24 protein-coding genes and 1 pseudogene are annotated in these 25,576 nt (G+C 38.3%); 8 read left to right on the top strand and 17 right to left on the bottom strand.

Translation table 11 applies throughout. The annotated features are described in order from the left end of the window. Positions 1-23 precede the first annotated feature (23 nt). The 4 genes and pseudogenes from FN924_RS06650 to FN924_RS06635 all read right to left on the bottom strand — a co-directional run bounded on the left by FN924_RS06650 (position 24) and on the right by FN924_RS06635 (position 4,461). Positions 24-1,400, bottom strand: a complete 1,377-nt coding sequence (locus FN924_RS06650; protein WP_143892889.1) for an alkaline phosphatase — start codon at positions 1,398-1,400, stop codon at positions 24-26. 286 nt (positions 1,401-1,686) lie between these two features. Next, positions 1,687-3,045, bottom strand: coding sequence for an alkaline phosphatase (locus FN924_RS06645; protein WP_407692009.1), 1,359 nt, complete (start codon positions 3,043-3,045; stop codon positions 1,687-1,689). A gap of 216 nt (positions 3,046-3,261) precedes the next feature. After that, positions 3,262-4,235: pseudogene (locus FN924_RS06640) on the bottom strand (quinone oxidoreductase family protein). 109 nt (positions 4,236-4,344) lie between these two features. After that, positions 4,345-4,461, bottom strand: a complete 117-nt coding sequence (locus tag FN924_RS06635; RefSeq protein ID WP_143892887.1) for a YjcZ family sporulation protein — start codon at positions 4,459-4,461, stop codon at positions 4,345-4,347. Between the two features lie 265 nt (positions 4,462-4,726). Here FN924_RS06635 and FN924_RS06630 point away from each other — a divergent pair, with 265 nt between their 5' ends. Continuing rightward, positions 4,727-5,584: a Cof-type HAD-IIB family hydrolase gene (locus FN924_RS06630; RefSeq protein WP_143892885.1), complete on the top strand. Its 858-nt coding sequence runs from the start codon at positions 4,727-4,729 to the stop codon at positions 5,582-5,584. A 74-nt stretch (positions 5,585-5,658) separates the two neighbouring features. Here FN924_RS06630 and FN924_RS06625 read toward each other — a convergent pair whose 3' ends face one another. The 5 genes from FN924_RS06625 to FN924_RS06605 all read right to left on the bottom strand — a co-directional run bounded on the left by FN924_RS06625 (position 5,659) and on the right by FN924_RS06605 (position 9,797). Then, the gene (locus tag FN924_RS06625) at positions 5,659-5,769 is read right to left on the bottom strand and encodes a YjcZ family sporulation protein (RefSeq protein WP_143892883.1); all 111 of its coding nucleotides are present in this window, start codon (positions 5,767-5,769) and stop codon (positions 5,659-5,661) included. Positions 5,770-5,930: 161 nt separating this feature from the next. Then, positions 5,931-6,881: a sugar kinase gene (locus FN924_RS06620; protein ID WP_143892881.1), complete on the bottom strand. Its 951-nt coding sequence runs from the start codon at positions 6,879-6,881 to the stop codon at positions 5,931-5,933. A 120-nt stretch (positions 6,882-7,001) separates the two neighbouring features. Further along, a complete protein-coding gene (locus FN924_RS06615) occupies positions 7,002-8,438 on the bottom strand; it encodes a 6-phospho-beta-glucosidase (RefSeq protein ID WP_143892879.1) in 1,437 nt (478 codons plus the stop codon). Positions 8,439-8,509: 71 nt separating this feature from the next. Continuing rightward, positions 8,510-9,166: an HAD family hydrolase gene (locus tag FN924_RS06610; protein WP_143897154.1), complete on the bottom strand. Its 657-nt coding sequence runs from the start codon at positions 9,164-9,166 to the stop codon at positions 8,510-8,512. 100 nt (positions 9,167-9,266) lie between these two features. Continuing rightward, positions 9,267-9,797 carry a GNAT family N-acetyltransferase gene (locus FN924_RS06605; RefSeq protein WP_228409605.1) on the bottom strand — a complete coding sequence of 177 codons (531 nt, stop codon included), beginning with the start codon at positions 9,795-9,797 and terminating at the stop codon, positions 9,267-9,269. Positions 9,798-9,946: 149 nt separating this feature from the next. Between FN924_RS06605 and FN924_RS06600 the strand changes: the two genes are divergently transcribed. Further along, positions 9,947-11,134 carry an MFS transporter gene (locus FN924_RS06600; RefSeq protein WP_143892877.1) on the top strand — a complete coding sequence of 396 codons (1,188 nt, stop codon included), beginning with the start codon at positions 9,947-9,949 and terminating at the stop codon, positions 11,132-11,134. A gap of 148 nt (positions 11,135-11,282) precedes the next feature. Here FN924_RS06600 and FN924_RS06595 read toward each other — a convergent pair whose 3' ends face one another. Further along, positions 11,283-12,476: an MFS transporter gene (locus FN924_RS06595; protein WP_143892875.1), complete on the bottom strand. Its 1,194-nt coding sequence runs from the start codon at positions 12,474-12,476 to the stop codon at positions 11,283-11,285. 119 nt (positions 12,477-12,595) lie between these two features. On the opposite strand from FN924_RS06595, the gene FN924_RS06590 reads away from it, so the two are divergent. Then, complete coding sequence (locus FN924_RS06590) at positions 12,596-14,344, top strand: ABC transporter substrate-binding protein (protein ID WP_143892873.1); 1,749 nt, start codon at positions 12,596-12,598, stop codon at positions 14,342-14,344. A gap of 39 nt (positions 14,345-14,383) precedes the next feature. Here FN924_RS06590 and FN924_RS06585 read toward each other — a convergent pair whose 3' ends face one another. After that, the gene (locus FN924_RS06585; protein ID WP_143892853.1) at positions 14,384-15,952 is read right to left on the bottom strand and encodes a BCCT family transporter; all 1,569 of its coding nucleotides are present in this window, start codon (positions 15,950-15,952) and stop codon (positions 14,384-14,386) included. A gap of 176 nt (positions 15,953-16,128) precedes the next feature. Between FN924_RS06585 and FN924_RS06580 the strand changes: the two genes are divergently transcribed. Continuing rightward, positions 16,129-16,686 carry a PadR family transcriptional regulator gene (locus tag FN924_RS06580; RefSeq protein ID WP_143892851.1) on the top strand — a complete coding sequence of 186 codons (558 nt, stop codon included), beginning with the start codon at positions 16,129-16,131 and terminating at the stop codon, positions 16,684-16,686. Beyond that, positions 16,683-17,168 (top strand): DUF4188 domain-containing protein, encoded by a 486-nt coding sequence (locus FN924_RS06575; RefSeq protein ID WP_143892849.1) that lies wholly within the window; start codon positions 16,683-16,685, stop codon positions 17,166-17,168. Before FN924_RS06580 ends, FN924_RS06575 begins: the two co-directional genes overlap by 4 nt. On the opposite strand, the gene FN924_RS06570 is transcribed toward FN924_RS06575, so the two are convergent. From FN924_RS06570 to FN924_RS06560, 3 genes are all read right to left on the bottom strand, one after another. Then, positions 17,165-17,971 (bottom strand): nuclease-related domain-containing protein, encoded by an 807-nt coding sequence (locus FN924_RS06570; protein WP_143892847.1) that lies wholly within the window; start codon positions 17,969-17,971, stop codon positions 17,165-17,167. The genes FN924_RS06575 and FN924_RS06570 overlap by 4 nt on opposite strands. A gap of 159 nt (positions 17,972-18,130) precedes the next feature. Beyond that, positions 18,131-18,886: an HAAS domain-containing protein gene (locus FN924_RS06565; protein ID WP_143892845.1), complete on the bottom strand. Its 756-nt coding sequence runs from the start codon at positions 18,884-18,886 to the stop codon at positions 18,131-18,133. Then, the gene (locus FN924_RS06560) at positions 18,873-19,217 is read right to left on the bottom strand and encodes a PadR family transcriptional regulator (RefSeq protein ID WP_143892843.1); all 345 of its coding nucleotides are present in this window, start codon (positions 19,215-19,217) and stop codon (positions 18,873-18,875) included. The genes FN924_RS06565 and FN924_RS06560 overlap by 14 nt, the downstream gene beginning before the upstream one ends. Positions 19,218-19,542: 325 nt before the next feature. Here FN924_RS06560 and FN924_RS06555 point away from each other — a divergent pair, with 325 nt between their 5' ends. Both FN924_RS06555 and FN924_RS06550 read left to right on the top strand, forming a co-directional pair. After that, positions 19,543-20,433 (top strand): methyl-accepting chemotaxis protein, encoded by an 891-nt coding sequence (locus tag FN924_RS06555; RefSeq protein WP_143892841.1) that lies wholly within the window; start codon positions 19,543-19,545, stop codon positions 20,431-20,433. A 108-nt stretch (positions 20,434-20,541) separates the two neighbouring features. Beyond that, complete coding sequence (locus tag FN924_RS06550; protein WP_143892839.1) at positions 20,542-21,807, top strand: erythromycin esterase family protein; 1,266 nt, start codon at positions 20,542-20,544, stop codon at positions 21,805-21,807. A gap of 39 nt (positions 21,808-21,846) precedes the next feature. On the opposite strand, the gene FN924_RS06545 is transcribed toward FN924_RS06550, so the two are convergent. From FN924_RS06545 to coaW, 3 genes are all read right to left on the bottom strand, one after another. Next, positions 21,847-22,158: a DUF3892 domain-containing protein gene (locus FN924_RS06545; protein WP_143892837.1), complete on the bottom strand. Its 312-nt coding sequence runs from the start codon at positions 22,156-22,158 to the stop codon at positions 21,847-21,849. A 118-nt stretch (positions 22,159-22,276) separates the two neighbouring features. After that, positions 22,277-22,924 (bottom strand): peptide-methionine (S)-S-oxide reductase MsrA, encoded by a 648-nt coding sequence (gene msrA, locus FN924_RS06540; RefSeq protein ID WP_143892835.1) that lies wholly within the window; start codon positions 22,922-22,924, stop codon positions 22,277-22,279. A 13-nt stretch (positions 22,925-22,937) separates the two neighbouring features. Beyond that, positions 22,938-23,750 (bottom strand): type II pantothenate kinase, encoded by an 813-nt coding sequence (coaW, locus tag FN924_RS06535; protein ID WP_158633955.1) that lies wholly within the window; start codon positions 23,748-23,750, stop codon positions 22,938-22,940. A gap of 190 nt (positions 23,751-23,940) precedes the next feature. Between coaW and FN924_RS06530 the strand changes: the two genes are divergently transcribed. After that, entirely contained in the window at positions 23,941-25,497 is a 1,557-nt protein-coding gene (locus FN924_RS06530; RefSeq protein ID WP_143892831.1) for an ABC-F family ATP-binding cassette domain-containing protein, read from the top strand. Positions 25,498-25,576: the final 79 nt, after the last annotated feature.

Genomic DNA, 25,576 nt, shown 5'->3' with positions numbered 1-25,576 from the left:
GGCCCCACATGGAGGCCATTTTTTTATCGGATTAACGTAAAGAGTGATTCACCAGTTTCCGTATTATCAATAACTCCTTCAAAATACTCTGATCCTGGACCGTATGCATACACATTTACATCCACACCTGTATGCCCTCCAGTTGTCCACCCCGTACCAGACCTTTTATCAAAAATAACTTCTATTGCATTATCAATTTCCACACTATCTTTGGATCGTGCAGCAGTTTCCACGGATTGAATTTCTTCTTTCGTCAATTCCAAATCAATGTATGTTTCTAGCGTTTCTTTAACATCTGCTCCTTGTACAATTTGCTTCGCCATGAAATCAGGCGTTCTTTTCGCAGCTTTAATTGGTTCAGGATTCCACACATATGGACCATTTGCACCGATGGAAAGGCCACCTGTTGAATGGTCTGCCGTAGCTACAACTAGTGTATTCCCATCCCTTTTCGCAAAATCAATAGCTGCTTGGAATGCTTGTTCAAAGTCCTCCATTTCACTCATTGCACCAACGACATCATTATCATGACCAGCCCAATCAATTTGGCTACCTTCTACCATGAGGAAGAAGCCATCTCGATCTTTTTTCAATCGGTCAAGCGCAGCTTTCGTCATGTCTTCAAGCGATGGCGTATGTTCATCACGATCAATCATCTTATCCATTCCAACAGGAGCAAACAAACCAAGCACTTGGTCGTTTCTATTTCTAAGTAGCTCTTCCTTCGTATCTACGAACGAATAGCCATCCTCTTGAAATTCTTTAATTAAGTTACGGTCTTCTCGGTCGAAGTAGTTCGTTCCTCCACCTAACAATACATCTACTTTATGCTTGCCTCTAATCGTATCATCGAAATAATCATCGGCAATTTCATTGTAGTTGTGACGCGATTCATCATGCGTACCAAATGCGGCAGGCGTTGCATGATTGATCTGGGAAGTGGCTACTAATCCCGTTGCCTTTCCCTTTTCCTTCGCACGCTCTAAAACCGTTTTAACATCCTGTTTTTCCATATCCACTGCAATCGCTCCATTATATGTCTTCACACCAGAAGCCATAGAAGTAGCTGCTGCGGCAGAATCTGTTATGTTTTCTTCATGATCCCATGAATACGTTTTTTGTACCCCCACTAGGTATTCGTCAAAGGCTGTATTTTCCATCATAGGTGTAGACGGATCATCCTTCAAATAACGGTACATCGTGTTATAGGATGGTCCCATCCCGTCTCCAATTAGAAAAATGACATTTTCCACTTTTCCTTTTTTGTTCCAGTCATACCACCAGAAGTTATTCTTATCACTTTTCGCTTCCGTTACGGTCAAACCTCCAGCCAAGCAACTTGCTACCACAGCCGAAGCAACAGCAACTGGTAATACTTTTTTCATGCGTTTCTTCCACATATTTTCTCCCTCCCATTTTTCTTACACTGCCATTATAACGACAAGATTTAAAATCTCTTTTACAGGAACGTAAATAGTAGAAGGACTGCTAGATTCGAGTATTTAGACCTAATAATGCAGATGAGATTCGAACCGAAAGTACTATAAACGGAAGGCATTCGACATTATTTACTAGTCACGAGACTCTCTTATAGTGAGATGTTACTAGAATTTACAACATGAATACTTTACATTTTTAATCAACTTTTTACAAAAAAGGAGAGACCTATTCGGTCTCTCCTTTTGATTATCGAAGGATATCAAAAATATTATTTGCCGTTTCCGTATTATCTATTAATCCCGAAAAGTTTTCCTTCCCAGGACCATACCCATAGACATTCACGTCAACTCCGGTATGTCCACTGGTTGTCCAACCTGTGAAAGACCTAGCATCAAAGATTCTTTCAATGGCATTATCTATTTCTGCTACATCACCAGTCTTTTTAGCATTTTTTACGGAATCCACTTCTTCTTCAGTAAGCTCTAAATCAATATATCGGGAAAGCGCTTCTTCCACACTCATACCTTCCATTATTTTTTTGGAAATATAATCAGGAGTTTTCTTAGCAGCTTTTATTGGTTCTGGATTCCAATTATATTCTCCATTACTGCCAATAGACAATCCACCTGTAGAATGATCTGCAGTTGCTACTACTAGAGTGTGTCTATCTTTACGGGCAAAATTAATGGCAGCTTGAAAAGCTTCTTCAAAGTCTTCCATTTCACTCATCGCTCCAACAACGTCATTATCGTGTCCAGCCCAATCAATTTGACTACCTTCCACCATAAGGAAGAAACCATCCTTGTCCGATCTTAATCGATCCAATGCGGAATTCGTCATTTCTTTTAAGGAAGGCGTATTCTCATCTCTATCCATCATTTTATCCATGCCCACTGGCGCAAACAGTCCAAGTACCTGATCGTTATCATCGCGTAAAAGCTCTTTGCGGTTTTGGACAAAGCTATAGCCATCCTCTTTAAACTCCTCTACTAAATTACGATCCTCCCGAATAAAATAATCTGTTCCCCCACCTAGCATCACATCCACTTTGTGCTTTCCACGTATTAATTCATCGTAATAATCATCCGCGATTTCATTATAATTACTACGTGAGATATCATGAGCTCCAAAAGCTGCTGGAGTAGCATGATTGATTTGAGACGTTGAAACCAATCCTGTCGCCATTCCGTTTTCTTTTGCTTCCTCTAAAACCGTTTTAACACGCTCTTTCTCCATATCAACGGAGATAGCTCCGTTATACGTTTTGATTCCAGCAGCCATAGAAGTTGCTGCTGCTGCAGAATCCGTAATATTTTCATCATGATCAAACGAATACGTAACTTGCTTTCCTATAAAATGTTGATCAAAAACAGTCTCTTCCATCTCTGGTGTATTCGGATTATCTTTATAATAGCGGTACATAGTGTTATATGCAGGACCCATGCCATCTCCAATAAGCAGGATGACATTTTTTATCTTTCCTCGATGATGTTTGTGTTCACTCTTCGCTTCTGAAGTAGAGAACGTTCCTAGTAAACTACCAAGAACCAAACCAGTGATAACGCTTCCAATTACTAGTTTCTTACTTTTTTTCATATACTTCATTCCTTGTTCCCTCCCCTTTTTATTTTTTTCGTGCTCATTATAGCACGGTCTTAAGTATGAAAGAGGAAATGAAACAAAAACGATAGAAATGACCCAAGCTTTCTACTAAAATCTTCCGTTTGATAGAATGTAAGATGTGTAAATGGTTCTATTGAAATGAGAAAGCATGCGGAGATAATACTATACCGGTTTATAAAAAAATAACTAGAGATTTTCCTAGTTATCCATCGTTAATAATATTTTCCCTGTATGTTGTCTACTTTCCATTAATTCATGTGCACTTGTTGCTTCTTGAAGTGGAAAAGTATGTCCTATTTTCATCTTAATCACACCGCTTGCTAGAAGCGGAATGACTTCCTTCGCAATGTCTTCGATAAATTCCGGTCTTTTGCTTCTTGTTGTACCCAGACTAAAGCCCAATACAGATCTACAACTCGCATGAAGATCCTTTGTTTGAAAGCTCCCAGCCACACCGCTAGAATTACCAAAGTGGACCAATCTTCCAAAAGGCGCTAAGCAGTTCATACTTTCTTCTGAAACTACTCCAGAAATAGAATCGAGAATAACGTCGACTCCTTTTTCAGACGTTAGCTCCTGTACTTGGTCTGCAAAATCATCGTATGTAATCACGTCATCTGCACCAGCCTCTAATGCAGCAGAAGCCTTACGCATATCCCCACAGTTCCAATTACTCGTTTTGCTCCTAAATATTTAGCTAGTTGGATTGCAGTAGTTCCTACACCACCGGCTGCAGCGTGAACTAATATAGATTCTCCTTTTTCCATTCTAGCGACTTTCTTCAATAAAGCATAAGATAAGAAGCTTACAATTGGACTTGCAGCCGCAATTTCAAAGCTTAATGAATCGGAAATTGGAAAGGTAAGCTGAGAATCAGCAACCACATACTCTGCATAGGAGCCATTCCCCGGAAAGGCAAGGACTCGTTGACCTGGAACCAATCCTGTTACCCCTGGCCCAACCTTTTCTACCGTTCCAGCTGTGTCTAAACCTAACAAAAGTGGAAACGTCCCTTTTTTCTTTGTGCCTTTTCGATTCTTTATATCCGCAAAGTTTACACTTGTACTTGCTACTTTAATTAACACCTGTCCTTCTGCTGGTTCAGGGATAGGAACCTCCTTATAAGTTAATACTTCTGGACCACCAAAACACTCGATTATTACTGCCTTCATTTCTACTCACCCTACTTCTCTTCTATTTCTTATATCATATTAAAAATGCAATAAAATGGATATAAGAAAAACCACTTCAATCGAAGTGGTTTTAATATTGTAGTTCATATTAGTAACCGTATCCACCTGTTGGATAGTTGTTACCAACAATGACAAGCAATACGAATAGGACTACTAATAGAATGAAGCTATCGTTGCCCCAAGATCCGCCTCCTGCGTATCCCATGCTAAGCTCACCTCCTCCTGCACAAGGTAAGAGTTCAGTCTATTCCTGTATTCATTATTTGTTTCCTTACCTTGCAAGGTTAATATCAATGTATGTATTCACGACTTGTTTCGGGTAGGTTAGTGCCCGGTTTACAAGAAAAATAATGGTCATACCTATATTTATTTATTTTTTGTAAAGGCAAATCGTAATTTAGATATAAAGGATGCAAAACATGTTAAACTATAGACAGATACATGTACATATAGAGATAAGGAGACTTTTTATGAAATTAATCGCAACGGACTTAGATGGAACGTTATTAAATGGGGATCACAAAATCAGTAAAGAAAATGCTGAGGCCATAAAGAAAGCACAGCAGCAAGGTGTGAAGCTTGTGGTAGCAACCGGTAGATCATACAATTCTGCTCGAAAGCCTTTAGCAGATGTAGGATTAGTTGCCCCTGTGATTTGTTTAAACGGCGCTCAAATATATACGGTTGAAGGAAAATTAGTTCGGAGTGTTTCCTTAGAAAAAAATGTTGTCATGAACATAGTTGAAGCCTGTCGGAGTATGGGGGCGTACTTTGAGCTTTTCACAAACCATGGTGGATTTTCAAGCAGTCGAGATGATTTTCTTAACGTTATGGTAGATATCATGATGTCCGCAAACCCCGAATTACAAGAGGAAGATGTGAAACAGCATGCCCAAAAAAGATTTCAAGAAGAAGAAATTACAATTATAGAAGATTACGAGCAACTTATAAATAGAACGGACATTGAAATATTTAAATTATTGGCATTTTCCACAACTGACGAAACATTACAAAGTATCCGTGATGATCTTGCTGACGAGCAAGGAGTAGCAATCACTTCTTCAGGATTTGATAATTTAGAATTCAATCACCCCGATGCTCAAAAAGGAATTGCGCTTGAGCTATTTGCGAAAGACATCGGCATAAGTATGAAAGATGTAATGGCCATTGGTGACAACTATAATGATGTTTCCATGTTACGAGCTGCCGGAATTGGGGTCGCAATGGGGAACGCTGATGAGGAAATTAAACAAGTAAGTGATTTTGTTACAAAAAGCAATCTTGAGCATGGTGTAGCACATGCAATAGAAGAAAACTTAAAGCATTAGAATCCTTCAATTGAATTTTGCATATTGAAAAGCCACCCTCCCCAAGAGTGGCTTTTGTTCCTCTAGAGAGAATATTAATATCCTCCCCATCCCATAGGATAGCTATTACCTACGATAACAAGCAAGACAAACAAGACTACTAATAGAATAAAGCTGTCGTTACCCCAAGAAAATCCGTAGCTCATTATCTCACCTCCTTATCTTGGATGAGGAATATGAGCATTCCTCTGGATAATGAATGTGGATTCTGGCAATATTTTAATAGTTAACCTTGTTAAGTTAATATTACTATATGTAACACCTAGAATTCTGACTGGGTTGACGTCTTGAAAATATTGGATTAGGCTTATCTTTCAATTTGTTTCTTTTCTCCCAATTGTACTTGAACGTCCTCTAGGAAAGGGAGGCCTTCATTATCGCCAGAAACGCTTACAACCATGGATCCAATCGTTGCCGCAAGCTTTAACGTTTTTTGTAAATCCCAATTTTGAAGAAATCCATATAAAAAGCCCGCATTAAATCCATCCCCAGCACCTACTGTATCGACGACCTTTTTTGCTGGTACAGGATTTGCTTTGACATATTCTCCCTTATGAAAGGCTGCTGCTCCTCGTTCTCCCTTTTTAATGGCGATTGTTTCAATTCCAAATGCTTTACACGCTAATTGAATGCCTTCATCTGTCGACGTACCAAATAAAAGCTCTGCTTCTTCGTCGCCTGTAAGAAGAATGTCTGTATGTGGCAAATAACTAAGCAAGGTTTCTTTTGCTTTTTCCTTACTCCACAATTTCAAACGAATGTTTGGATCTAACGATACAAGTAATCCATGATCTTTCGCCGTTTTTATTGCATGTTTTAATATAGATGGATTTTGATCGTGAATGGCAGAGAATACTCCGGTAATATGAAGGATTTTTGCATGTTGAATATATGAAGCGTTCAGCGATTCTGGAGTCATCGTTAATGTGGGAGAGTTATTCCGGTAATAAAAGTTTCTCCCCGTCCCATCCTCCAGAATTTCTTTAAAATAAATAGAAGTAGGATGTCCATCCACTAGCTTTACTTCGGTTGTATCTATTCCTTCTCCTCGAGCAAAATGAAGAATATGCTTTCCAAACTCATCATTTCCTAAAGCACTAATCCAACCCGTTCTTAAACCGAGCCTTGCACAACCAATTGCCAGGTTTAACTCCGCGCCACCCACTTTTCTTTCAAACGAGTGAACAAATCGCATCGGTCCTTTCGAAGTGGGATTAAAGGTAACTAAAGCATCCCCAATTGTAATAACATCTAACATGTTCTACTCCCTTTCCTAAGTGAGATTAATCCCTGTTTTAATTCTATTGTATTATAGCGTGTAAGCGTTTCACAACATAAAAAAAGAGTACTTCGCTAATTGAACGAAGTACTCTCATCATTACGCTAAATCAACACCATTTGATGCGATTACTTTTTTATACCAATCAAAGCTTTTCTTTTTACTTCTTTGGAGTGTTCCATTTCCATCATTATCCTTATCAACATAAATATATCCGTAACGTTTTTTCATTTCTCCAGTACTCGCACTCACTAAATCAATTGGGCCCCAACTTGTGTATCCGATAATTTCCACCCCATCCTCAATAGCTTCTGCCATCTCTTCGAAGTGAGCTCTTAAATAGTCTATACGATAATCATCATTTACCGATCCATCTGCTTCTGGGATGTCCACAGCTCCTAATCCATTTTCCACGATAAATAATGGTTTTTGATAACGGTCATACAATTGATTTGCCGTAATACGGAGACCTTTCGGGTCAATCGTCCAGCCCCATTCTGACGTTGTTAGGTAAGGATTTTTCACGGAAGCGAAGACATTTCCTTCCGTTTGATCACCTAATATATCTGGATCCGTACTTATACAACGACTTGCGTAATAGCTAAAGCCAATATAGTCAACCGTATGTTCCCGAAGTATATCTTCATCCCAATCTTCCATTTCGATGTGGATGTTATTATCTTTAAAGAATCGCTTCGCATAGCCTGGGTATTCTCCACGAGATTGGACATCGATAAAGAAGAATGATTCTCGGTCCCTTGTCATCGCCTCCCACACATCGTCTGGATTACTTGTATAAGGGTAGGTAGACCCAGCTGCAAGCATACATCCGATTTGTGCATCTGGAATAATCTCATGACAAGCTTTTACAGCTAGGGCGCTAGCTACTAACTGATGATGAGCCGCTTGATACAAGGTTTGTAATTTATTTTCACCTTCTTCTAGAACAATTCCTGCACCTACAAAGGGAAGATGTAACAACATATTAATTTCATTGAACGTCATCCAATATTTCACTTTATCCTTGTAACGATTAAAAATCGTACGTGTGTATCGCTCATACAGATCGACCATTTTCCGATTTTTCCAACCGTTATATTTTTCAATAACCGCCACCGGTACATCAAAGTGACAAGTAGTCACAACAGGCTCAATATTATATTTTCTCAATTCATCAAATACGTCATCATAAAATTGCAAGCCCTTTTCGTTCGGTGATTCATCATCCCCATTAGGAAAAATTCTAGTCCAGGCAATTGACATCCGGAAGCTCTTAAAACCCATCTCAGCAAACAACGCAATGTCCTCTTTATAACGATGATAAAAGTCTATAGCTTCATGAGACGGATAAAACTCATTTTCCTTCGGTGTAAGAGAATCGATATTTCCTAACAAAACATTAAATCGGTTCTTGCCGATTGGCATCAAATCGACCGTCGTTAATCCTTTTCCATCTTCTAAGTATGCACCTTCTATTTGGTTAGCCGCGGTAGCACCACCCCAAAGAAATCCTTTTGGAAATTTCGTATTTGCCATGTAAAACCCTCCAGTTTATGTAGATTACTGCACTCATTTTTTGCTTGCCTACCTTCATTATACAACGCCACTTAATGAAACACTCGTGTTATTTCTATTAAATCTTCTATTACTAGATCAGCCTTTGGCACTTCAACATTAGCCGTTTTCATCCAGATTGTCTTCATACCGACATTTCTAGCTCCATCTATGTCATTTTTGGGGTGGTCCCCTACATAATAGGCTTCTGACGGTTGAACCTCCATCTGATTGAGTGCTCGTTGGAAGATTAACGGGTTTGGTTTTTTTATTTTTTCCCTCTCGGAGATCAGAATTGTATCAAAATATGTCTCTATTTTTAAGAATCGAATATTATTCCATTGAAATGGATCTTTACCATTTGTAATCATCCCCAGTTTTAACCCTTGATGGGTTAGCTTTTCTAATGTTTGATGGAGATTAGGAAATGGTACACAACTCCTGTGAAATTGCTTGACGTAATCCTTTAATAATTCTTCCCAAGTTACTTTGGATAGGTTACTTTCAGCTACTATTTGTTGATAGACCTTATCTTTCCAAACATATCCTCTTTCTTCTAATTCTAGAAATCTTTGCGTGAACTTCCTTTTCGATAGAGGGTATAGTCCTAGCTGATAACGATCAAACTGAGCATCTATAAATTTCTGAACAGAGGCATCCCTATCTAATAATGTTCCGTCCAAATCAAATAAAATAGCTTTTATTTCCATTACAACACCTCCAGCCATGGATGGGAAGGAGTTTGTAGGTGTATAGACTTTCCTTCTCCATACCTTTTTGGCTCTCATTCAAGTGTGGTAGTACTAATTTTCACGGTGTAACAGATTGAAAAGCTGGAGGATAGACTATCTCTCCCTCCACTCCTTTTAATGCTCCTTTTCTTAATTCTAATCCCATGAATGCTTCATCTGGGACTGGAAAAGGAGCTTCAACGCCTAGTGAGGATGCAGGTACAAAACCAAACTTCGGATAAAAGTTTGGATGACCAAGAACGAATACATGCTCATACCCTTCTTCTTTACAAACTTCCAATCCTCTTCGGACTAAAGCCGAGCCAATGCCTTTATACTGGAATTCTGGTAGAACTGCCATAGGTGCCAGCCCAAGCGTTTGTTTTGCGATTAACTCCGTTTCAAGAATAATTTTGCTAAATAAAATATGACCAATTACTCCTTCCACATGAGAATCTGCGACCAGAGATAGTTCCGGAACAAAATAAGTGGACGCTCTGATTGCATCTACTAGATCTGCTTCCTTGCCTTCATTATGAAACGCCTTTTTATGGAGTGCTCTGATAGCTAATTCATCCTCAGCCTTCTCTTGTCTAATCGTATATTCCACAGTTATTCTCCTTTTTTATTTCCGAATGATTTTGCTCATACATGTATTTTATACCATTAGGGAAAAATAAGGTAAGTACTAAAGCTTCCCATACATATAGGAAAGGTGTATAATATACTTCGATTCTCGAAAGAAAGGTCTGGATAACAATGACTGATATAGCTAATACACAAGTTAAGATAAAAAAAGAAAGAATCTGGACAAAAGACTTTGCCCTTATTGTAATGGCAAATTTTTTTATTTTTCTAGGTTTCCAAATGACACTTCCAACACTACCACTTTTCGTTCAACACCTCGGTGGAAGTGATCAATTAATCGGATTGATCGTTGGAATCTTCACGTTTTCTGCACTCATTTTTCGTCCATACGCTGGACATGCCCTTGAATCAAAAGGGAGACAATTCGTTTATATGTTAGGTCTAGCCATTTTTGTTCTTTCCGTTGGTTCTTTTGCTTTTATTGCGAGCATTTTTTTATTATTTGCGATGCGAGTCGTACAAGGAATTGGCTGGGGCTTTTCCACTACAGCGACCGGTACAATTGCCACGGATTTGATTCCTCCCAAACGTCGTGGGGAAGGTATGGGATACTTTGGACTTTCCGGGAATATCGCCTTAGCCTTTGGGCCAGCACTCGGTTTATACTTAGTAGAAAGAATATCCTTTCTCCAGCTGTTTTTACTTTGTGCAGTAATGGGGCTCATTGCGTTAATATTATCTTCTTTTATTAAATATAAGAAAGTGGAACAATCCGAGCATAAATCAGTTCCAATGAAATTTGATATATTTGAAAAAACTGCAATTGAGCCATCCATTCTACTATTTTTTATTACTGTTACGTTTGGTGGGATTGCATCCTTCTTACCGTTGTACACTGCTCAAGAAGGAGTAGAAGGGATTGAGATTTACTTTCTTGTCTATGCTGTGTTCTTGATGCTATCTCGTTCGTTTGCTGGACAGCTTTACGATAGAAAAGGGCACATTGTGGTGTTCTTACCTGGTACACTTCTGATTCTTAGCGCCATGATTCTATTAGTTTGGCTACCAAATTCTTTCGTCCTATTCATTGCAGCTGGATTATACGGATTGGGATTCGGTACCGTACAACCAGCCTTACAAGCTTGGTCTGTAGACAAAGCACCGCCGCACCGAAAAGGAATGGCGAACGCAACGTTCTTCTCCTTCTTTGATATGGGGGTAGGGATTGGGGCGATGTCGTTTGGTGTTATTGCTCATTCATTTGGTTACAACATCATTTATGTAACATCCGCATTTTCGGTATTTATTTCCATGATAATTTATGTAGGCTTGTTATGGAAGAGTAGGAAGGTAGCTTAAAAAGAGGGAGTTCCCTCTCTTTTTTTTGGATTTGAAAGTATTTGTTTGTTAGATGAAAGTATTCTATTTAAATATGAAAGTAATTTAGATTATTTAAAAGTAATTCAATAAAAATGATAGTATTTCTTAATAAAATGAAAGTAACACATTATAACTCTTCTTTTCTCCATAAAAAGGTTAACCAAATTGCTGCAAATACCATAAGAGAACACCCTGCAATCAAGTACACAATGGTTACTCCTACTAATTCTAGGAGTAAATACGAAAATAATGGCCCTACTGCTGCCCCAACGTCTACTATAACAGTATAGGACGTCATCATTTTTACTCCATTTGTTTTAGCAGCTACATTTGTAGCAAACGTGTCTGCAGCTACTACAAAAACGTTCGATAATAATTGAAAGACAAGTAAATACCCAAGTAGCCAACCGACGGAGCTTATATTACTTAGTAAAACAAACATAGTACCTGTGCTTAAAATGGTTAGGATTAACCATAAAACGGGGGAATTTGCTTTATCTAACTTTCTACCGATGAGCGGAGAAAGGAATGGTCCCCACCCCCAACGGATTGCTTGCATGAAACCAGCAATGGAAGCTGCTCCTATCGTCCAAATCCAAACTGTCCAAGCATTCTCGTATGTGTGTTCCACCAGCGTACTTAACGTAGCAGAAAATAAACCAAAAATGGTCGTTCCCATCATAAACCCAGTAAGTAAGACCATCGATACAAAAGGAGTCCTCCATTTTTCATGTTTCTTATTAACCGCTTCTTTCTTGGTTCTACTTACTTGTGGAACTAAATACCAAACAAACGGGGTTCCGAGGAGACCACAAATAACAAACACAGTCGTTACAAACTGGATGGAGGTTTGATCGACTAAGAAGCCGCCAGCTAACATTCCAATTAATCCACCAATTCCCCATAGCCCATTATACAAGCCTACTAATTGTCCTCGATTTCGATCACTTCCAACCTCAATAATGGTTAGAAATCCACCTAGTCTCAGCAATGACCATGCGATTCCCCATACCACTCTAGCCAAGACCAATATAAGAAAATCGGGAAATAATCCATAAGCTGCCGTAGTTCCCGTAGCAAGAATCATAGCTATTAGCATCCCTGAACGTAATGAAAAACGGGAATAAAACAATCCGACTAAAGGATTGACAGGAAGTCGTATAAACCGATTCACTGAAAGAAGAACACCGATTTGCCATATTGCTGTTAGACCGAAATCCTCCCAATAAATGGGCAACACGACTAAAAGCATGGCATCACCTAGAATGGCAACTGCTGTTAAAATGGAAACCCCTACTACTCTAGCTTTTGCTGTATGCATTGCCTCATTCTCCCTCCTATTTGAAAGCTATAATCATGATTATAGCTTTCAAATAGGAGAAAAAAAAGTGTATAGTTATCGAAATAAAATTTCACCTTTTCTAGAAAGAAGGCTCGTCTATGAAACCATTAGACTATTACGAACATTTATATGCACATATTCAACAAACGAATAAAGAGATTCCAATTCCTATAGAACAGCTAGCTTCCTTATTCATTTGTTCTAGACGAAATGTAAAATTAATCCTGAACAAATTCCAGGATAATGGTTGGATAACGTGGAAGCATGGGATCGGGAGAGGTAATGTCTCACATATCATACTAAATTTCACCTTTCATCAACTTGTATTATCAGAAGCAAAGCAGATGGCCCATACACATCCGATTGATATATGTATGGCATTCATTCGCAAGAAATCAGTGCCCGTTGAAATCCAAAAAGAATATGTAACCTGGATTTTCTCAGATGATTTATACCACACAGAACAAGAAAGAGATCGGATTCAATTCCCTTCCTATCGAGCTCTCCAGACTTTGGATCCTGTCTATGTTAATCGTAGGACTGAAAATCACTTCATGCGGCACATGTATCAGCAACTAGTTAAATTTGATAAAAACAATGGCGTACATGTACCTTCCATTGCACATTATTGGGAACATAATGGTACCTACACTATATGGCGATTTCATTTAAGAAAAGGGATTATGTTTCATAACCATTCAGAGCTGACAGCAGAAGATGTAGCTTTTAGTTTTCAACGGTTATCTCACCTAAACTCACCTTATAAATGGATGATAAAATATTTGGAACGTATTCAGGTAGACTCGATTCATCAAGTATCGTTTTACTTCCTAGAACCAACTCCTTTCTTTCTTCATGTTGTGAGTTCTTTGGGTGGAAGCATCCTTACGCCTTCAGAAAATGAATCGTCTTCCATCGGGACTGGGCCATTTAAATTGTCAAAACTCAACGATGAAAAATTAAAGTTATCCATCCATAATCGTTATTCAGGCTATCGTCCGTTCTTAGATGAGGTGGTCATGTTTTTCTTTCCAGAGCTCTACGATAACAAATATGCGTCAGAGCACATGCTGGAACATGCAGACTTATTTCCATATCCATATGTTCAAAAACAGAAGGACGATTACCAACAGAAAACAATGATTGACCGAGGGAGTAAACTACTAACATTTAATAGAAAGCAAGGACTATTAGCAAAGGATGAGAAGTTAAGAAAAGCTTTGTATCATGCGTTATCTCCAGAAAAAATGATTTCCACTTTGAAAGGTAATCGGTATGTACCGGCTTTTCGTTTACTCAGAGAATGGGAATCAGAAATTACTAATCAACGTCATAAGTCTCTCTCAAAGACTGCATTAGAAGAAAGTACATACCAAGGGGAAACCTTACATCTTTATACATATAGTGGTGCTGGAAATGAATTAGATGCTCAATGGATCAAAACAGAATTAGAAACGCTCGAAGTTTGTCTTTGTATTCATGTTTTGTCTTATGATTCTCTATTTTCTACTGATTTAGCAAAGGAAGCGGATTTGTTACTTGCGGAGCAGCTTGGGGATGAAAATCTGATTTATAGTTGTCTTGGGACTTTTTTAGGAAATCACAGTATTTGGAGTTTTCATTTACCAACCAAAGTAATGGAAGAAATAGAAAAACAACTACAAACGAATCGGACAACTAACGAGCTTTTACAGTCATTACAAAAGGTAGAAGAAACCTTATTCCATGAATACAGCTTTAGTTGCCTATATCGACTTCAACAATATGCTATTTTTCCAGCTCATGTAAAACATATAAAGCTTAATGCACTTGGATGGGTAGATTATTCGAGCCTATGGATAACATAAAAATATGCCCCGTGCACATGGCACGAGGCATATTTTGGGTTAATTAACAGGTACATGATTTTTGTCTTTCTTCATCTTTTTCTTTTCTTTCTCTTCCCTTTTCCTTTCTTTATCTTCCATTTTTTTCGGTTTTACAATTTCTTTATTGGCTGCTTTATAAAAGGACGCTCCCATTAGAATCATTACGACGGAGAAAGGTAGTGCTGCGATTATCAGCATGTTTTGTAATCCTTGCGTGCCTCCAAAGTACACAATGATAGCTGCCATTGCAGACATAGCAAGTCCCCAAACAATTTTCACGGAATTAGATGGATGGATATCCCCATTTGTTGTCAGCATTCCTAGTACAAATGTGGCAGAATCCGCTGATGTAATAAAGAAAATCCCAATGACGAAAATTGTAACAAACGACATAATGGCACCTAATGGATAATGTTGTAGCACTGCAAACGTCGTTGTTTCTAATGAATATTGTGAAATCATATCAATCGCATTTTGTTCAATATTTAAAGCAGAAACACCAAACACCGCGAAAAAAATAAAACACACAAGCGCTGGGACAAATAAGACGCCTAACATAAATTCCTTTATCGTCCTTCCCCTAGAGATTCTTGCAATAAAGACACCGACGAATGGTGCCCAAGAAATCCACCATGCCCAGTAGAAGATTGTCCAGTTATCAATCCACGTTCTTCCCTCTTCATTCAACGGAGAAATACGAAAACTCATCTCAAAAAAGTTGGTAATATAATTCCCTAATGTTGCGGTGAACATGTTTAAAATATACATAGTTGGTCCTACGATAAACAGTAGTAACAATAATACAAAACCTAGTCCCATATTTGCGTTACTTAAGTATTTTATCCCTTTTCCAACGCCGGACCATGCCGAGAAAATAAATAGAAAGGTTGATACGGCCAAAATTATCAACTGCATCGTAAAGTTTTTTGGTGTGTCAAATAAAAAAGACAAACCACCATTAATTTGAGCGGATCCAAAGCCTAGTGTTGAAGCTACCCCAACAACCGTGGCGAATACCGCAAGCGTATCAATTAGCTTTCCTGGTAAGCCAGCCATGCTTTTCTCACCGAATAGTGGAACTAGTGTAGCACTTATTAGACCTGGATAGCCCTTATGAAATTTAAAATAAGCTAAGACGAGTGCAACAACCCCGTAAACCGCCCAAGGGTGAACCCCCCAGTGGAAGAAGGAATATTGCATTGCGTCGCGGATTGCTTGATTTGATCCCATTTCTGCGGATGGAGAACTTTTGTATGCATGTGAAATTGGTTCTGCGGTTGTCCAAAACACCAACCCCATTCCCATTCCAGCACTGAAAAGCATAGCAAACCATGTTGGCAAATTAAATTCTGGTTTTTCGTTTGGCTTCCCTAATTTAATTTTTCCAAATCTGGACAACATAAGAAAAACACAAAAAGCTAGTAATACCATTACAAGTATTAAGTAATACCAACCAAAATAATCCGAAATATCTCCTGTTAAATCAGCTGTAACCGTTTGTAAATGGTCAGGTGCAATCGCACCCCAGACAACTAAAATTGTGCATATGACAATTGCAAACCAAAATACTAACGTTACATTTTTCACGACGTCACCTCATATTTCATCTCAGACCGTTGTTTTTGTTTCACTTTTTAGAAATTCCCTAACCACGATATTTTAATCCTCTTCTTATATAAAAAAATTATATTTCCCTTTACAACAAACATGTAATTCATTAATATATATCTAAATGATACATATCAAAAAGATAGGATGAAATCATGAAAATAAATCATACGAAATTCGCCATTTTAGGATTATTAACTACTGGCTGTCATACTGGATATTCCATTAAGCAAATGATTGACGGAAGTTTGAATCACTTTTGGAAAATAAGCTATGGGCAAATCTATCCTACGCTTAAGATATTAGTCGAAGAAGGACTAGCAACTGTCAAAGAAACGATACAGGAAGGAAAACCAAATAAGAAAGAATACCGTATAACAAATAAAGGGATGGAGGCCCTCCAAAACTGGTTAAGAAGTCCAATTGAAGACATCCCCTTCGAAAAGAATGAGTTTATTCTAAAATTATTTTTCAGTCGGCATGAGCCAGAAACCACTGCCATTGTAAAGCTGGAAACATATTTAGAGAGGCTTCAAGCTCGATATAGCACGTATTCGTCTATTGAATCTATGATTGTCACCTCTTTATCGAATGAGGAAGATGCCAGTTATTGGCTATTCACCTTAGATTATGGAATTCGAACAACTAAAGCCGCTATGGATTGGTGTAGAGATACAATTCAAAAACTAAAGGAGATGGGGAATGCAAAATGAAACAAGTAAATGTCGGGCGTTTCACAACAGGAAACGAGAATGATCTAGTTGTGTTTGTGATTGGAATGAGAATAAACCAATGGTGGGCAATTCATAAATGGCTACCAGTTTTATTGGCTATGCCACCTATGATTAAAGAATTGTACACGAACAAGCAATTAGGATTCCATTCATTAGAATCCTTTCCATCCTTTCGTACCACGTTTATGATTCAATATTGGCGAACATCTGAAGACCTCCTAGCCTATGCGAGAGGGAATCTACACCTAACTGCATGGAAAAAATTCAATCAATTGACTAGAAATAATCCTTCGGTAGGTGTATATCACGAAACTTACCTTGTACCAAAAGGACAGTATGAAAGTGTGTATGTGAACATGCCTTTGTTTGGTTTATCTCGAGTAAAACAGCCAATAGCTCTTACACCTGAAACTACTAGTGCAGATAAGCGATTAAAAGGAACGGAAAAAGCAGCTCGTTAAGAGCTGCTTTTTTGATGGTCATAGCAATAAACTTTCCCATTAAATTTCTTGTTAGACAAGCAGTAACTCTTCACTTTTTCAGACACTGGTTTCTTGCAGATAACACAAAGTTCAGTCGAGTCGTGTTGTTTCACATTTCCACTTAAAATGTCTTTATGCTTTTCTCGAACCTTGGGATCTATAATATTCACCTTTTGAAGATGTTCAAAAATGTGTTGGATATTCGAATTAGAAATAATCGGTTCCTTGTATTCCAGCTTAAGTATAGCTGCCTTTCGATTGACTGTCTCCAAAAAATACAAGTCGTAAATAACCATTTCTTTCGCTGTAATTTCTCTGAGACTCATATCGATTTTTAGCGTACATCTCTTCGTAAAAGAAATCATCGAATACATATGGTCATGATAGCTTTTGTCAATAAATGCTTCGAGTGCCTTAATATGACCATAATTTTGGATAATTGGGTTGATCATTTTGAACTTTCCATTTAACAGCCAATTTTTCCGTTCTCTAGATCCATATATGGTTCCTTGATAATTTTTTGTTTCAATCACAAAAATGCCGAAAGGACTTACAATCACATGGTCTACTTGAGAATAGCCTGATTTGGATTTTGGATTGGGTATAAGCAAATCATTTATATATTTGTATTCTTTAGGTAATTGGGATAATTGTATATCTATTTTATGTTCCCCTATTTCACCTTTTCTGACTGCAACTTCCTCAGTTTGTTCGGATTTCTTCTTTGTAGGTTTATATTCTGGTTTCTTCTCATCCTTCTTTAAAAATTTTAAAAAATTCATTTATAACTCCCCTTTTATTATTCTCCTTTTGTATCGGGCTTCCCCTTTAAAAAGTAAAGGGTTTCCAGTAGAAAAAGGATGTAAATATACATGTATAAATAAAAAAGACCGAACCATCCTTGATTCAACATGTAGTTCGGCCGCATTCTATATATTTAATTACGATGCATTCTCTCGCTTCTCTTTTCTTAGTGCTATTAAGAATAAAGCAATTATCAAGACGCTTGTTACAATGGAGCTAGACACAAGCCTACTCGTCTCTTCTAGTGGTAATCTATCAAGTATGATATCTGGAACAACTAAAAGAATTGCTACCAATATCATGACCCAGCTCCGTGCCCAGACAGATAAACCAATTAACACAGCTATTGCAACCCCTATCGTTATCGCATTCGCAGTTTGATTAAATGTAATCATTGGAGTTTGCCATCTATCGTTTAAAAACAGAAGAAGAAGCATTAATCCTAAAGGAATTCCACCTATCATCCAATACAACAACCATTCTATTCCTTTTTTCAGTTTTGCACTTGCTAAAAACTTGATACATTTAACAACTGCTAATAAAAACAAGGCGAAAATGATTGGATATCCGATCAGTTCTAAAATAGTATATGAAAGTCCTTCTCTAAGGGCATCACCTAGCACGATAAATGTTGCTGCTCCAATAGCTATAAGAAACAAATATTTAGACCAACCATGAACATCTCCTTTCATTTCATGCGCTATGCTTTCCATATATTCCTTCGGTGACATTCCAATAATTTGCTCCACATTTTTCCCATTCTGTTCTGCTTCTAACAGGTGGTCATGGAGTTCATCGATGGTTTCTTCAATTTCGTTTTCGTTTTTTCCACTTGCAACTAAATAAACTCTAAGATTTTCCAAAAACGTTTGACTATTTTTAGATACCTTCATTTGTTTCCCCTTCCCTTTCTAGAAGTTGTATTACTCCATTTGAAATGGCATTCCAGTTCTTCTTAAAGGTTTCCAACTCTTCTTTTCCTTTTTCGGTTAACGTATAATATTTTCGTTTTGGCCCACCAGAAGGTAATGGTTTAGAATTGGTCTCCACCAGTCCTTCTTTCTTTAATCGAATAAGCAGTGGATAAATGCTTCCTTCACTAACCATGGTGAACCCACAATCCCCCAATATTTGCATCATTTCATATCCATACGTTTCCTTTTCAGAAATGATGGAAAGTAAACATCCTTCTAATATTCCTTTCAGCATCTGACTAGAGGACATCCTGAAATCTCCTTTTCATAACTATGTTGTTTTACAAGATAGTTCGTTATAATAAAGGTATTGCAAACTATGTTGCAATACAACTTAGTTACAGGATATCATCGTGTGTGAAGATTTGCAACCTAAAAAATGACCCATAATACATAAATCACAAAAAAAATCAAGCGATTTTTGTCGAATTTTCATATGGAGTTTTCTAGATATACCTTGTAAAATAAGAATAGAGTTTTCCACTTTACAGAAAATTTTTAATACATCTGCTTTTATTTAACGCTTGTCCTTCAAGCATAAAGATAATTCTAAGATTGATTAGGAGGTTTTACATTTGAGTACTGATATAACGACTTATGACGAAAACGTGGAAGTAGAAGAAAAGAAACTAGATCCAAAAATGGAAGCCTTTATGGAGGTAGCACCCTTCTTAATGGAACTTTTCCCCCATGACTTTAACCTTGGTATTGCAGACCGTGAAAGCTTAATCTTTGGAATTGGTTGTGATGCCGTTCCTGCATTGCCAATCGGATATAAACTTCATGAAGGGGACGGACTATATGAAGCTGTTCATTTGAACCAAGTACAAAAAGTTGTCCTGCCAAGTGAGATTTTCGGATTTCCGGTTTTTGGCACAACCATGCCACTTCATGATAGTAAAGGTAACGTAATAGGTGCTGTAGGTGTGGCTAGTAGCTTACAAGAATATAATACGCTATTTGAAATTGCGACTAAATTGTCTGAGGCTGTGGATCAGGTCAGTGCTACGATTGAAGAAATGGCTAGCTCGATTACAAACTCTTCCGATAATATTCATAATATCTCTGGCCAATCTAGTACTGTGCTAGACAGTATTAATGAAATTGATAAAGTGGCAAAAATGGTTCGTGAAGTATCAGAACGTTCACAAATTCTCGGCTTAAATGCATCTATTGAAGCGGCTAGAGCAGGGGAATACGGGAAAGGATTCTCTGTAGTTGCGAGTGAAATTCGGAAAATGGCAGAGAATTCTAAGAATCATACAGATACAATTCGACAAACAGCTTCTACTATTAATGGCCTTATTTCCAATCTTCACGATTCTATTTCCCAAGTCAGTGGAGAAGCTGAAGGTCAGTCTGCTGCAACAGAGCAACTGGCAGCAACTATTCAAGAAATTAGTGATACTGCAAATGAATTAGCTACCTACGCTGGTAAAATCTTAAACGGATACAATCAAAACTAAGAACCCAATAAAGGGTTCTTTTTTGATGTCTATCTACTTTCCTGCATAAATAAGTCCAATCCTTTTAGGTGAAAATAATGGCATCCAACAAAAAGGAGAGTAGGACATATGGACAGACAAATCAAGCAAGCCATTCAAACACATGCTACTCCGTTCCAATCAAACGCTGATTTAAAACCAATTATCGGGGCAATTGGAGATGCAAATATTGTATTACTAGGTGAAGCAAGTCATGGTACATCCGAATTTTACTCCATTCGTGCTGAATTAACGAAGAGACTTATAGTCGACAAAGGATTTGAAGTGATAGCAGTTGAAGGAGATTGGCCAGCCTGTCAAAAGGTGAATCATTACATCAAACATTACAATGCTGCTCCAGATATTAAAGAGGTCTTAAAGGCATTTAACCGGTGGCCATCTTGGATGTGGGCAAATGAAGAAATGGCGGAACTCTTTGAATGGATCAAACATTATAACTTAGCACAGGAAAAGAAAATTGGATTTTATGGTATTGATGTTTATTCTCTCTATGAATCCATGGATGAAATTATGAACTATTTGAAGGAAACAGAGGCCAAAGGAGCAGACCTTGAGCTGGCGAAGAAGGCCTTCCATTGCTTGGATGCGTCAAATCGTCAGGAAGAGCAATATGCAATATCGGCTGCATTTTTCTCGGAAAGCTGCATAGATGAAGTTACGAAGCTTTTAGCATCGATTCGCTCTCATGAAGGTTTATACAATAGTGAACAAGAAGAAGACTTAAATTTAAAAATGAATGCTCTCGCTGCAAAAAATGCGGAAAACTACTACCGAACTATGGTTCAGCACGATGCAGAATCATGGAACATCCGAGATCGCCATATGGTCGAAGCTTTGGAAGAGATTCGAACATATTATGGGGACGAAACGAAAGTCATTGTCTGGGAGCATAATACCCATGTAGGAGATGCTTCAGCTACAGATATGAATGATGCTGGCATGATTAATGTCGGACAACTACTTCGTGAGCAAAACAAAAAAGAGGATGTATTTATAGTAGGATTTGGAACGAATAAAGGGTCTGTTATTGCGGCAGAAGAATGGGGACAAAATTTAGAGCGTAAGATTGTGCCACAGGCTGTGGAAGGGTCTTGGGAACACGCGATGCATCAAGCTGGTGCCCATAATAAATTTTTGATTTTCACAAATGATAACAAACATCTGTTCCAGCAAAAGATTGGACATAGGGCTATAGGCGTCGTATACAATCCTGAATTTGAATCCTATGGCAACTATGTACCTTCTGTAGTAGGTAATCGATACGATGCCTTTATTTATGTGGATCAATCGCACGCTCTTCATCCAATTGACGTTTCTCCGCTGTTACAAAGGTAATGGGAGAAAGCCTGTGCTACTACCGCACAGGCTTTCTGTTTAAAACGTATCCAATTGATCCAAGTTATTTTCTTTTATACCATCTGGCTCACTGCGAAGAATGTCTCTTCCGTATTTATGAAACACATCCACATGCGCCAATTTTCCTGCTTTCGCTTCCTGCAATGCAGTTACATAATCGAGCTCTCTCCCACTTTCGGTCTTAATAGCAATAATGTCTCCATCCTCATTTTTTCTAACCGCAATAATTTGTTCTTGATTTGGATTTACCTGTTGTACTTCTTGGTGTGCTTGTTGCTCTCCATCAGCTTTGTATTGATTAAAAATTTCTTCAAACTGGTTATTATCCATGCTTCCACCTCCCGAACATATGGTTAGTATGTTCGGGTTCGTGCCTTTCTATGTTGGACAACTCGTAGATTGCAGTAATACAAGCAAGAAAAAAGACGATCCTTATGGAACGCCTCTCCTACCATTTTATTCTGTTTAGCAAGAGAAGTAATTCTCTCTTTTTTTCATCCGACAGATTCCACTGCTCGATTTCTTGCTTTATTTCTGACATCTTTCCATGTTCCTTCACGAATCCATTAAGTCTCGCAACAATGGTAGACTGGACAAAGTCTTCCTCGACTGGAAAAAGCTCTCGAATTATCTCCGTTGCTTTTTTAAACCGTTTCAAATTATACTTTTGATGGTGGTCTTCGGCACGATAAAATACTTGGAAAGCTTGAAATTCGGTTTGAATGTCCCCATTTAGCTTGTCTTCCCACTCTTTTTTCACTTCTTCTGCAATATCTTTTTGGGCATTGGAATGGTACAGAAGGATCGATATATATTGTCTTTCTTTATAAAAGCGATCCTTTATCGCGTTATGATTCCCCCAAAAAACGTGCAACAGCTCCTGATATGAAATACGGTCTGCATCAAAAACGATTTGAACCGTTTCTGTATGATCTCCCATTTGTCGATAAGTCGGATCAAGCGTCGTACCACCTGCGAATCCAACTTTTGTTTGTATGACACCTGGTAGAGAGCCAAATAAGGAATCCGGTCCCCAAAAACATCCCATACCCAAAGTGGCCTTTTGCTTATTTGTTACTTGCGGGTTATCGTTCATCCATTCACTCCTCCTAGATGGAAAGTAATGCGCCTATCGCCCCACTGAATTCTCCGTTTTCTAGGAAGAATGGTTGCTTCCCTCTAAGCTTCGTGTAATTGTTCATAATTCCCGCTAAGATAGAGTTAGAGCGAAGGGTAGAGCCAATATACAAAATATCAGATGTTTGATACGTATCGGCTACTTGAATACAAATAGTTACAACCGTTTCTCCTATTAATCCAATAACAGAAGCTAATGCGTCCGTTTTCGATGGTTTTTCAGCCATCATCTTGCTTAATTTACCAAAATTACTTGCTGTTAAATCACCGGAAATCGGTGGAACTGCACCTTCAAATATATCCTCTACTTTTAAGTCGATATTCCCTCGATTGCCTTGTAAAGAAAGGTTTATAATTTTCTCGTACTCTGTTTCTCCTGAAACTAAATAGGAAAGACCTAATAAAGTTCCCCCTCCTACGCCCGAGCCAATTACACGCTCCTGCTTTCCATCTTTCATATGGTGAATAGATGTACCAGTTCCGACATTAGCTAAAATGAATCCATTTGAAAAATGTAGGTTTTGCTCATTTGCCAAATAGTCTACACCTTTAGAGGTAGCTTCAAATTCTACAATGGTTTGCGTTGGACCTTGTAGCTTTTGTGCAAGGATTTCACTTTTCCCACCGGTGAGACACACTTCTACCCTTTCAAAGTTTGTTGTTATCCATTTTATTACTTCGTCTAATTGCTGGGAACGAAACGTTCGAAATTCTATATTGTTATTATCTAGGTATGCCACCTTCACTAAGGTGCCTCCTGCGTCAATTCCAATCTTTGTCGTCATACTATATCCTCTCATCTTATACGAAATATGTACGATTCACGAAATTACCATTTATACTGTAACACAATATAAGACTTTTACACTATCTATCCGTACTTTTTCTAATCCTTAACAGGTAATACCACTATCGCTTTTATCGAATCCCCTTTATAATGAGGAAAGCATAATTTTTTTAGAAAAGGTGTATAAGATGAGTTTACTTACAGTTAGCAATTTAAGTCATGGATTTGGAGACCGTGCTATTTTTGACGATGTTTCTTTCCGTCTATTGCAAGGAGAGCATATTGGGTTAATTGGTGCGAATGGAGAAGGTAAATCCACGTTTATGAATATCATTACAGGAAAACTAGAACCGGATGCAGGTAATATATCGTGGGCAAAGCGAGTCCGCATTGGCTACCTTGATCAGCATGCTGTATTGAAGCAAGGCATGACGATTCGCGATGTTCTCCGTACGGCTTTTCAATACTTATATGATATGGAAACAGAAATGAATGAACTTTTCGCAAAAATGGGAGAAGTAGAACCAGATGAATTGGAAGCGTTGTTGGAGGAAACCGGGCAAATGCAAGATTCCTTGACGAACAACGATTTTTACACAATAGATGCGAAAGTGGAAGAAATCGCAAATGGGCTTGGCTTAGATGAAATTGGTCTAGACCGTGATGTCCATGAGTTAAGCGGAGGCCAACGGACGAAGGTATTGCTTGCAAAGCTATTGTTAGAAAAACCAGATATTTTGCTATTGGATGAGCCAACGAACTATTTGGATGTGGAGCATATTGACTGGTTGAAAAATTATCTGTTGAACTACGATCATTCCTTTATATTGGTCTCCCACGATATTCCGTTTTTAAATAGTGTCGTTAATCTTATTTACCATATGGAAAACCAGCAGGTTACTCGTTATCCAGGGGATTACCATGAGTTCCAGAAGGTATATGAGATGAAGAAGCAGCAATTAGAATCGGCGTACAAAAAGCAGCAGAAGGAGATTGCGAACCTGAAGGATTTCGTGGCCCGCAATAAGGCAAATGCCGCCACGAGTAAGATGGCGATGTCTCGTCAAAAGAAACTGGATAAAATGGATATCATTGAACTAGATGCAGAAAAACCGAAACCAGAATTTCACTTTAAACAAGCTAGAACGCCTGGTCGGTTCCTATTTGAAACGGAAAACCTTGTGATTGGCTATGATGAACCTTTATCTCGTCCTTTAAATTTAGTGATGGAGCGTGGACAGAAAATTGCGCTTTCCGGTGCCAATGGGATTGGGAAAACGACGCTTTTAAGAAGTATTCTTGGTGAGATCAAACCTGTATCTGGTTCGGTTCAGCTAGGTGAGCACTTACAAATTGGGTACTTTGAGCAGGAAATAAAAACCGATAGCTCCAATACGTGTATTGAAGAGGTTTGGGAGGAATTCCGCCATTTTACGCAATACGAAGTGCGTTCTGCTTTAGCGAAGTGTGGACTTACGACAAAACATATTGAAAGTAAAGTACAAGTTCTTAGTGGTGGAGAAAAAGCGAAGGTACGACTTTGTAAACTAATTAATAAAGAAACGAACCTGCTCGTATTGGATGAGCCGACCAATCACTTAGATCAAGATGCAAAATTAGAGCTAAAACGTGCCTTGAAAGAATATAAAGGAAGTGTGTTGTTAATCTCGCACGAACCCGACTTCTATGAAGGCGTCGTAACAGACGTATGGAACTGCGAAACCTGGACCACCAAAGTGTTTTAAAGTGCTGGTGCCTGTCACCACCCGGTTTTGCTCGAACATTGTCGAATCAAGAAAGGGTGATGCTTTCAATGCATCACCC

The organism is Radiobacillus deserti, from assembly GCF_007301515.1.
GTDB classification, from domain to species: Bacteria; Bacillota; Bacilli; order Bacillales; family Amphibacillaceae; genus Radiobacillus; species Radiobacillus deserti.
The sequence above is the reverse complement of the archived record's forward strand: the minus strand, read 5'-3'. Positions and strand labels throughout refer to the sequence as shown.

Excerpts from the sequence above, each read along its gene's own strand:
- FN924_RS06650 (WP_143892889.1), bottom strand. The coding sequence starts at position 1,400 with ATGTGGAAGAAACGCATGAAAAAAGTATTACCAGTTGCTGTTGCTTCG.
- FN924_RS06645 (WP_407692009.1), bottom strand. The coding sequence starts at position 3,045 with ATGAAGTATATGAAAAAAAGTAAGAAACTAGTAATTGGAAGCGTTATC.
- FN924_RS06635 (WP_143892887.1), bottom strand. The coding sequence starts at position 4,461 with ATGGGATACGCAGGAGGCGGATCTTGGGGCAACGATAGCTTCATTCTA.
- FN924_RS06630 (WP_143892885.1), top strand. The coding sequence starts at position 4,727 with ATGAAATTAATCGCAACGGACTTAGATGGAACGTTATTAAATGGGGAT.
- FN924_RS06625 (WP_143892883.1), bottom strand. The coding sequence starts at position 5,769 with ATGAGCTACGGATTTTCTTGGGGTAACGACAGCTTTATTCTATTAGTA.
- FN924_RS06620 (WP_143892881.1), bottom strand. The coding sequence starts at position 6,881 with ATGTTAGATGTTATTACAATTGGGGATGCTTTAGTTACCTTTAATCCC.
- FN924_RS06615 (WP_143892879.1), bottom strand. The coding sequence starts at position 8,438 with ATGGCAAATACGAAATTTCCAAAAGGATTTCTTTGGGGTGGTGCTACC.
- FN924_RS06610 (WP_143897154.1), bottom strand. The coding sequence starts at position 9,166 with ATGGAAATAAAAGCTATTTTATTTGATTTGGACGGAACATTATTAGAT.
- FN924_RS06600 (WP_143892877.1), top strand. The coding sequence starts at position 9,947 with ATGACTGATATAGCTAATACACAAGTTAAGATAAAAAAAGAAAGAATC.
- FN924_RS06595 (WP_143892875.1), bottom strand. The coding sequence starts at position 12,476 with ATGCATACAGCAAAAGCTAGAGTAGTAGGGGTTTCCATTTTAACAGCA.
- FN924_RS06590 (WP_143892873.1), top strand. The coding sequence starts at position 12,596 with ATGAAACCATTAGACTATTACGAACATTTATATGCACATATTCAACAA.
- FN924_RS06580 (WP_143892851.1), top strand. The coding sequence starts at position 16,129 with ATGAAAATAAATCATACGAAATTCGCCATTTTAGGATTATTAACTACT.
- FN924_RS06575 (WP_143892849.1), top strand. The coding sequence starts at position 16,683 with ATGAAACAAGTAAATGTCGGGCGTTTCACAACAGGAAACGAGAATGAT.
- FN924_RS06570 (WP_143892847.1), bottom strand. The coding sequence starts at position 17,971 with ATGAATTTTTTAAAATTTTTAAAGAAGGATGAGAAGAAACCAGAATAT.
- FN924_RS06565 (WP_143892845.1), bottom strand. The coding sequence starts at position 18,886 with ATGAAGGTATCTAAAAATAGTCAAACGTTTTTGGAAAATCTTAGAGTT.
- FN924_RS06560 (WP_143892843.1), bottom strand. The coding sequence starts at position 19,217 with ATGTCCTCTAGTCAGATGCTGAAAGGAATATTAGAAGGATGTTTACTT.
- FN924_RS06550 (WP_143892839.1), top strand. The coding sequence starts at position 20,542 with ATGGACAGACAAATCAAGCAAGCCATTCAAACACATGCTACTCCGTTC.
- FN924_RS06545 (WP_143892837.1), bottom strand. The coding sequence starts at position 22,158 with ATGGATAATAACCAGTTTGAAGAAATTTTTAATCAATACAAAGCTGAT.
- msrA (WP_143892835.1), bottom strand. The coding sequence starts at position 22,924 with ATGAACGATAACCCGCAAGTAACAAATAAGCAAAAGGCCACTTTGGGT.
- coaW (WP_158633955.1), bottom strand. The coding sequence starts at position 23,750 with ATGACGACAAAGATTGGAATTGACGCAGGAGGCACCTTAGTGAAGGTG.
- FN924_RS06530 (WP_143892831.1), top strand. The coding sequence starts at position 23,941 with ATGAGTTTACTTACAGTTAGCAATTTAAGTCATGGATTTGGAGACCGT.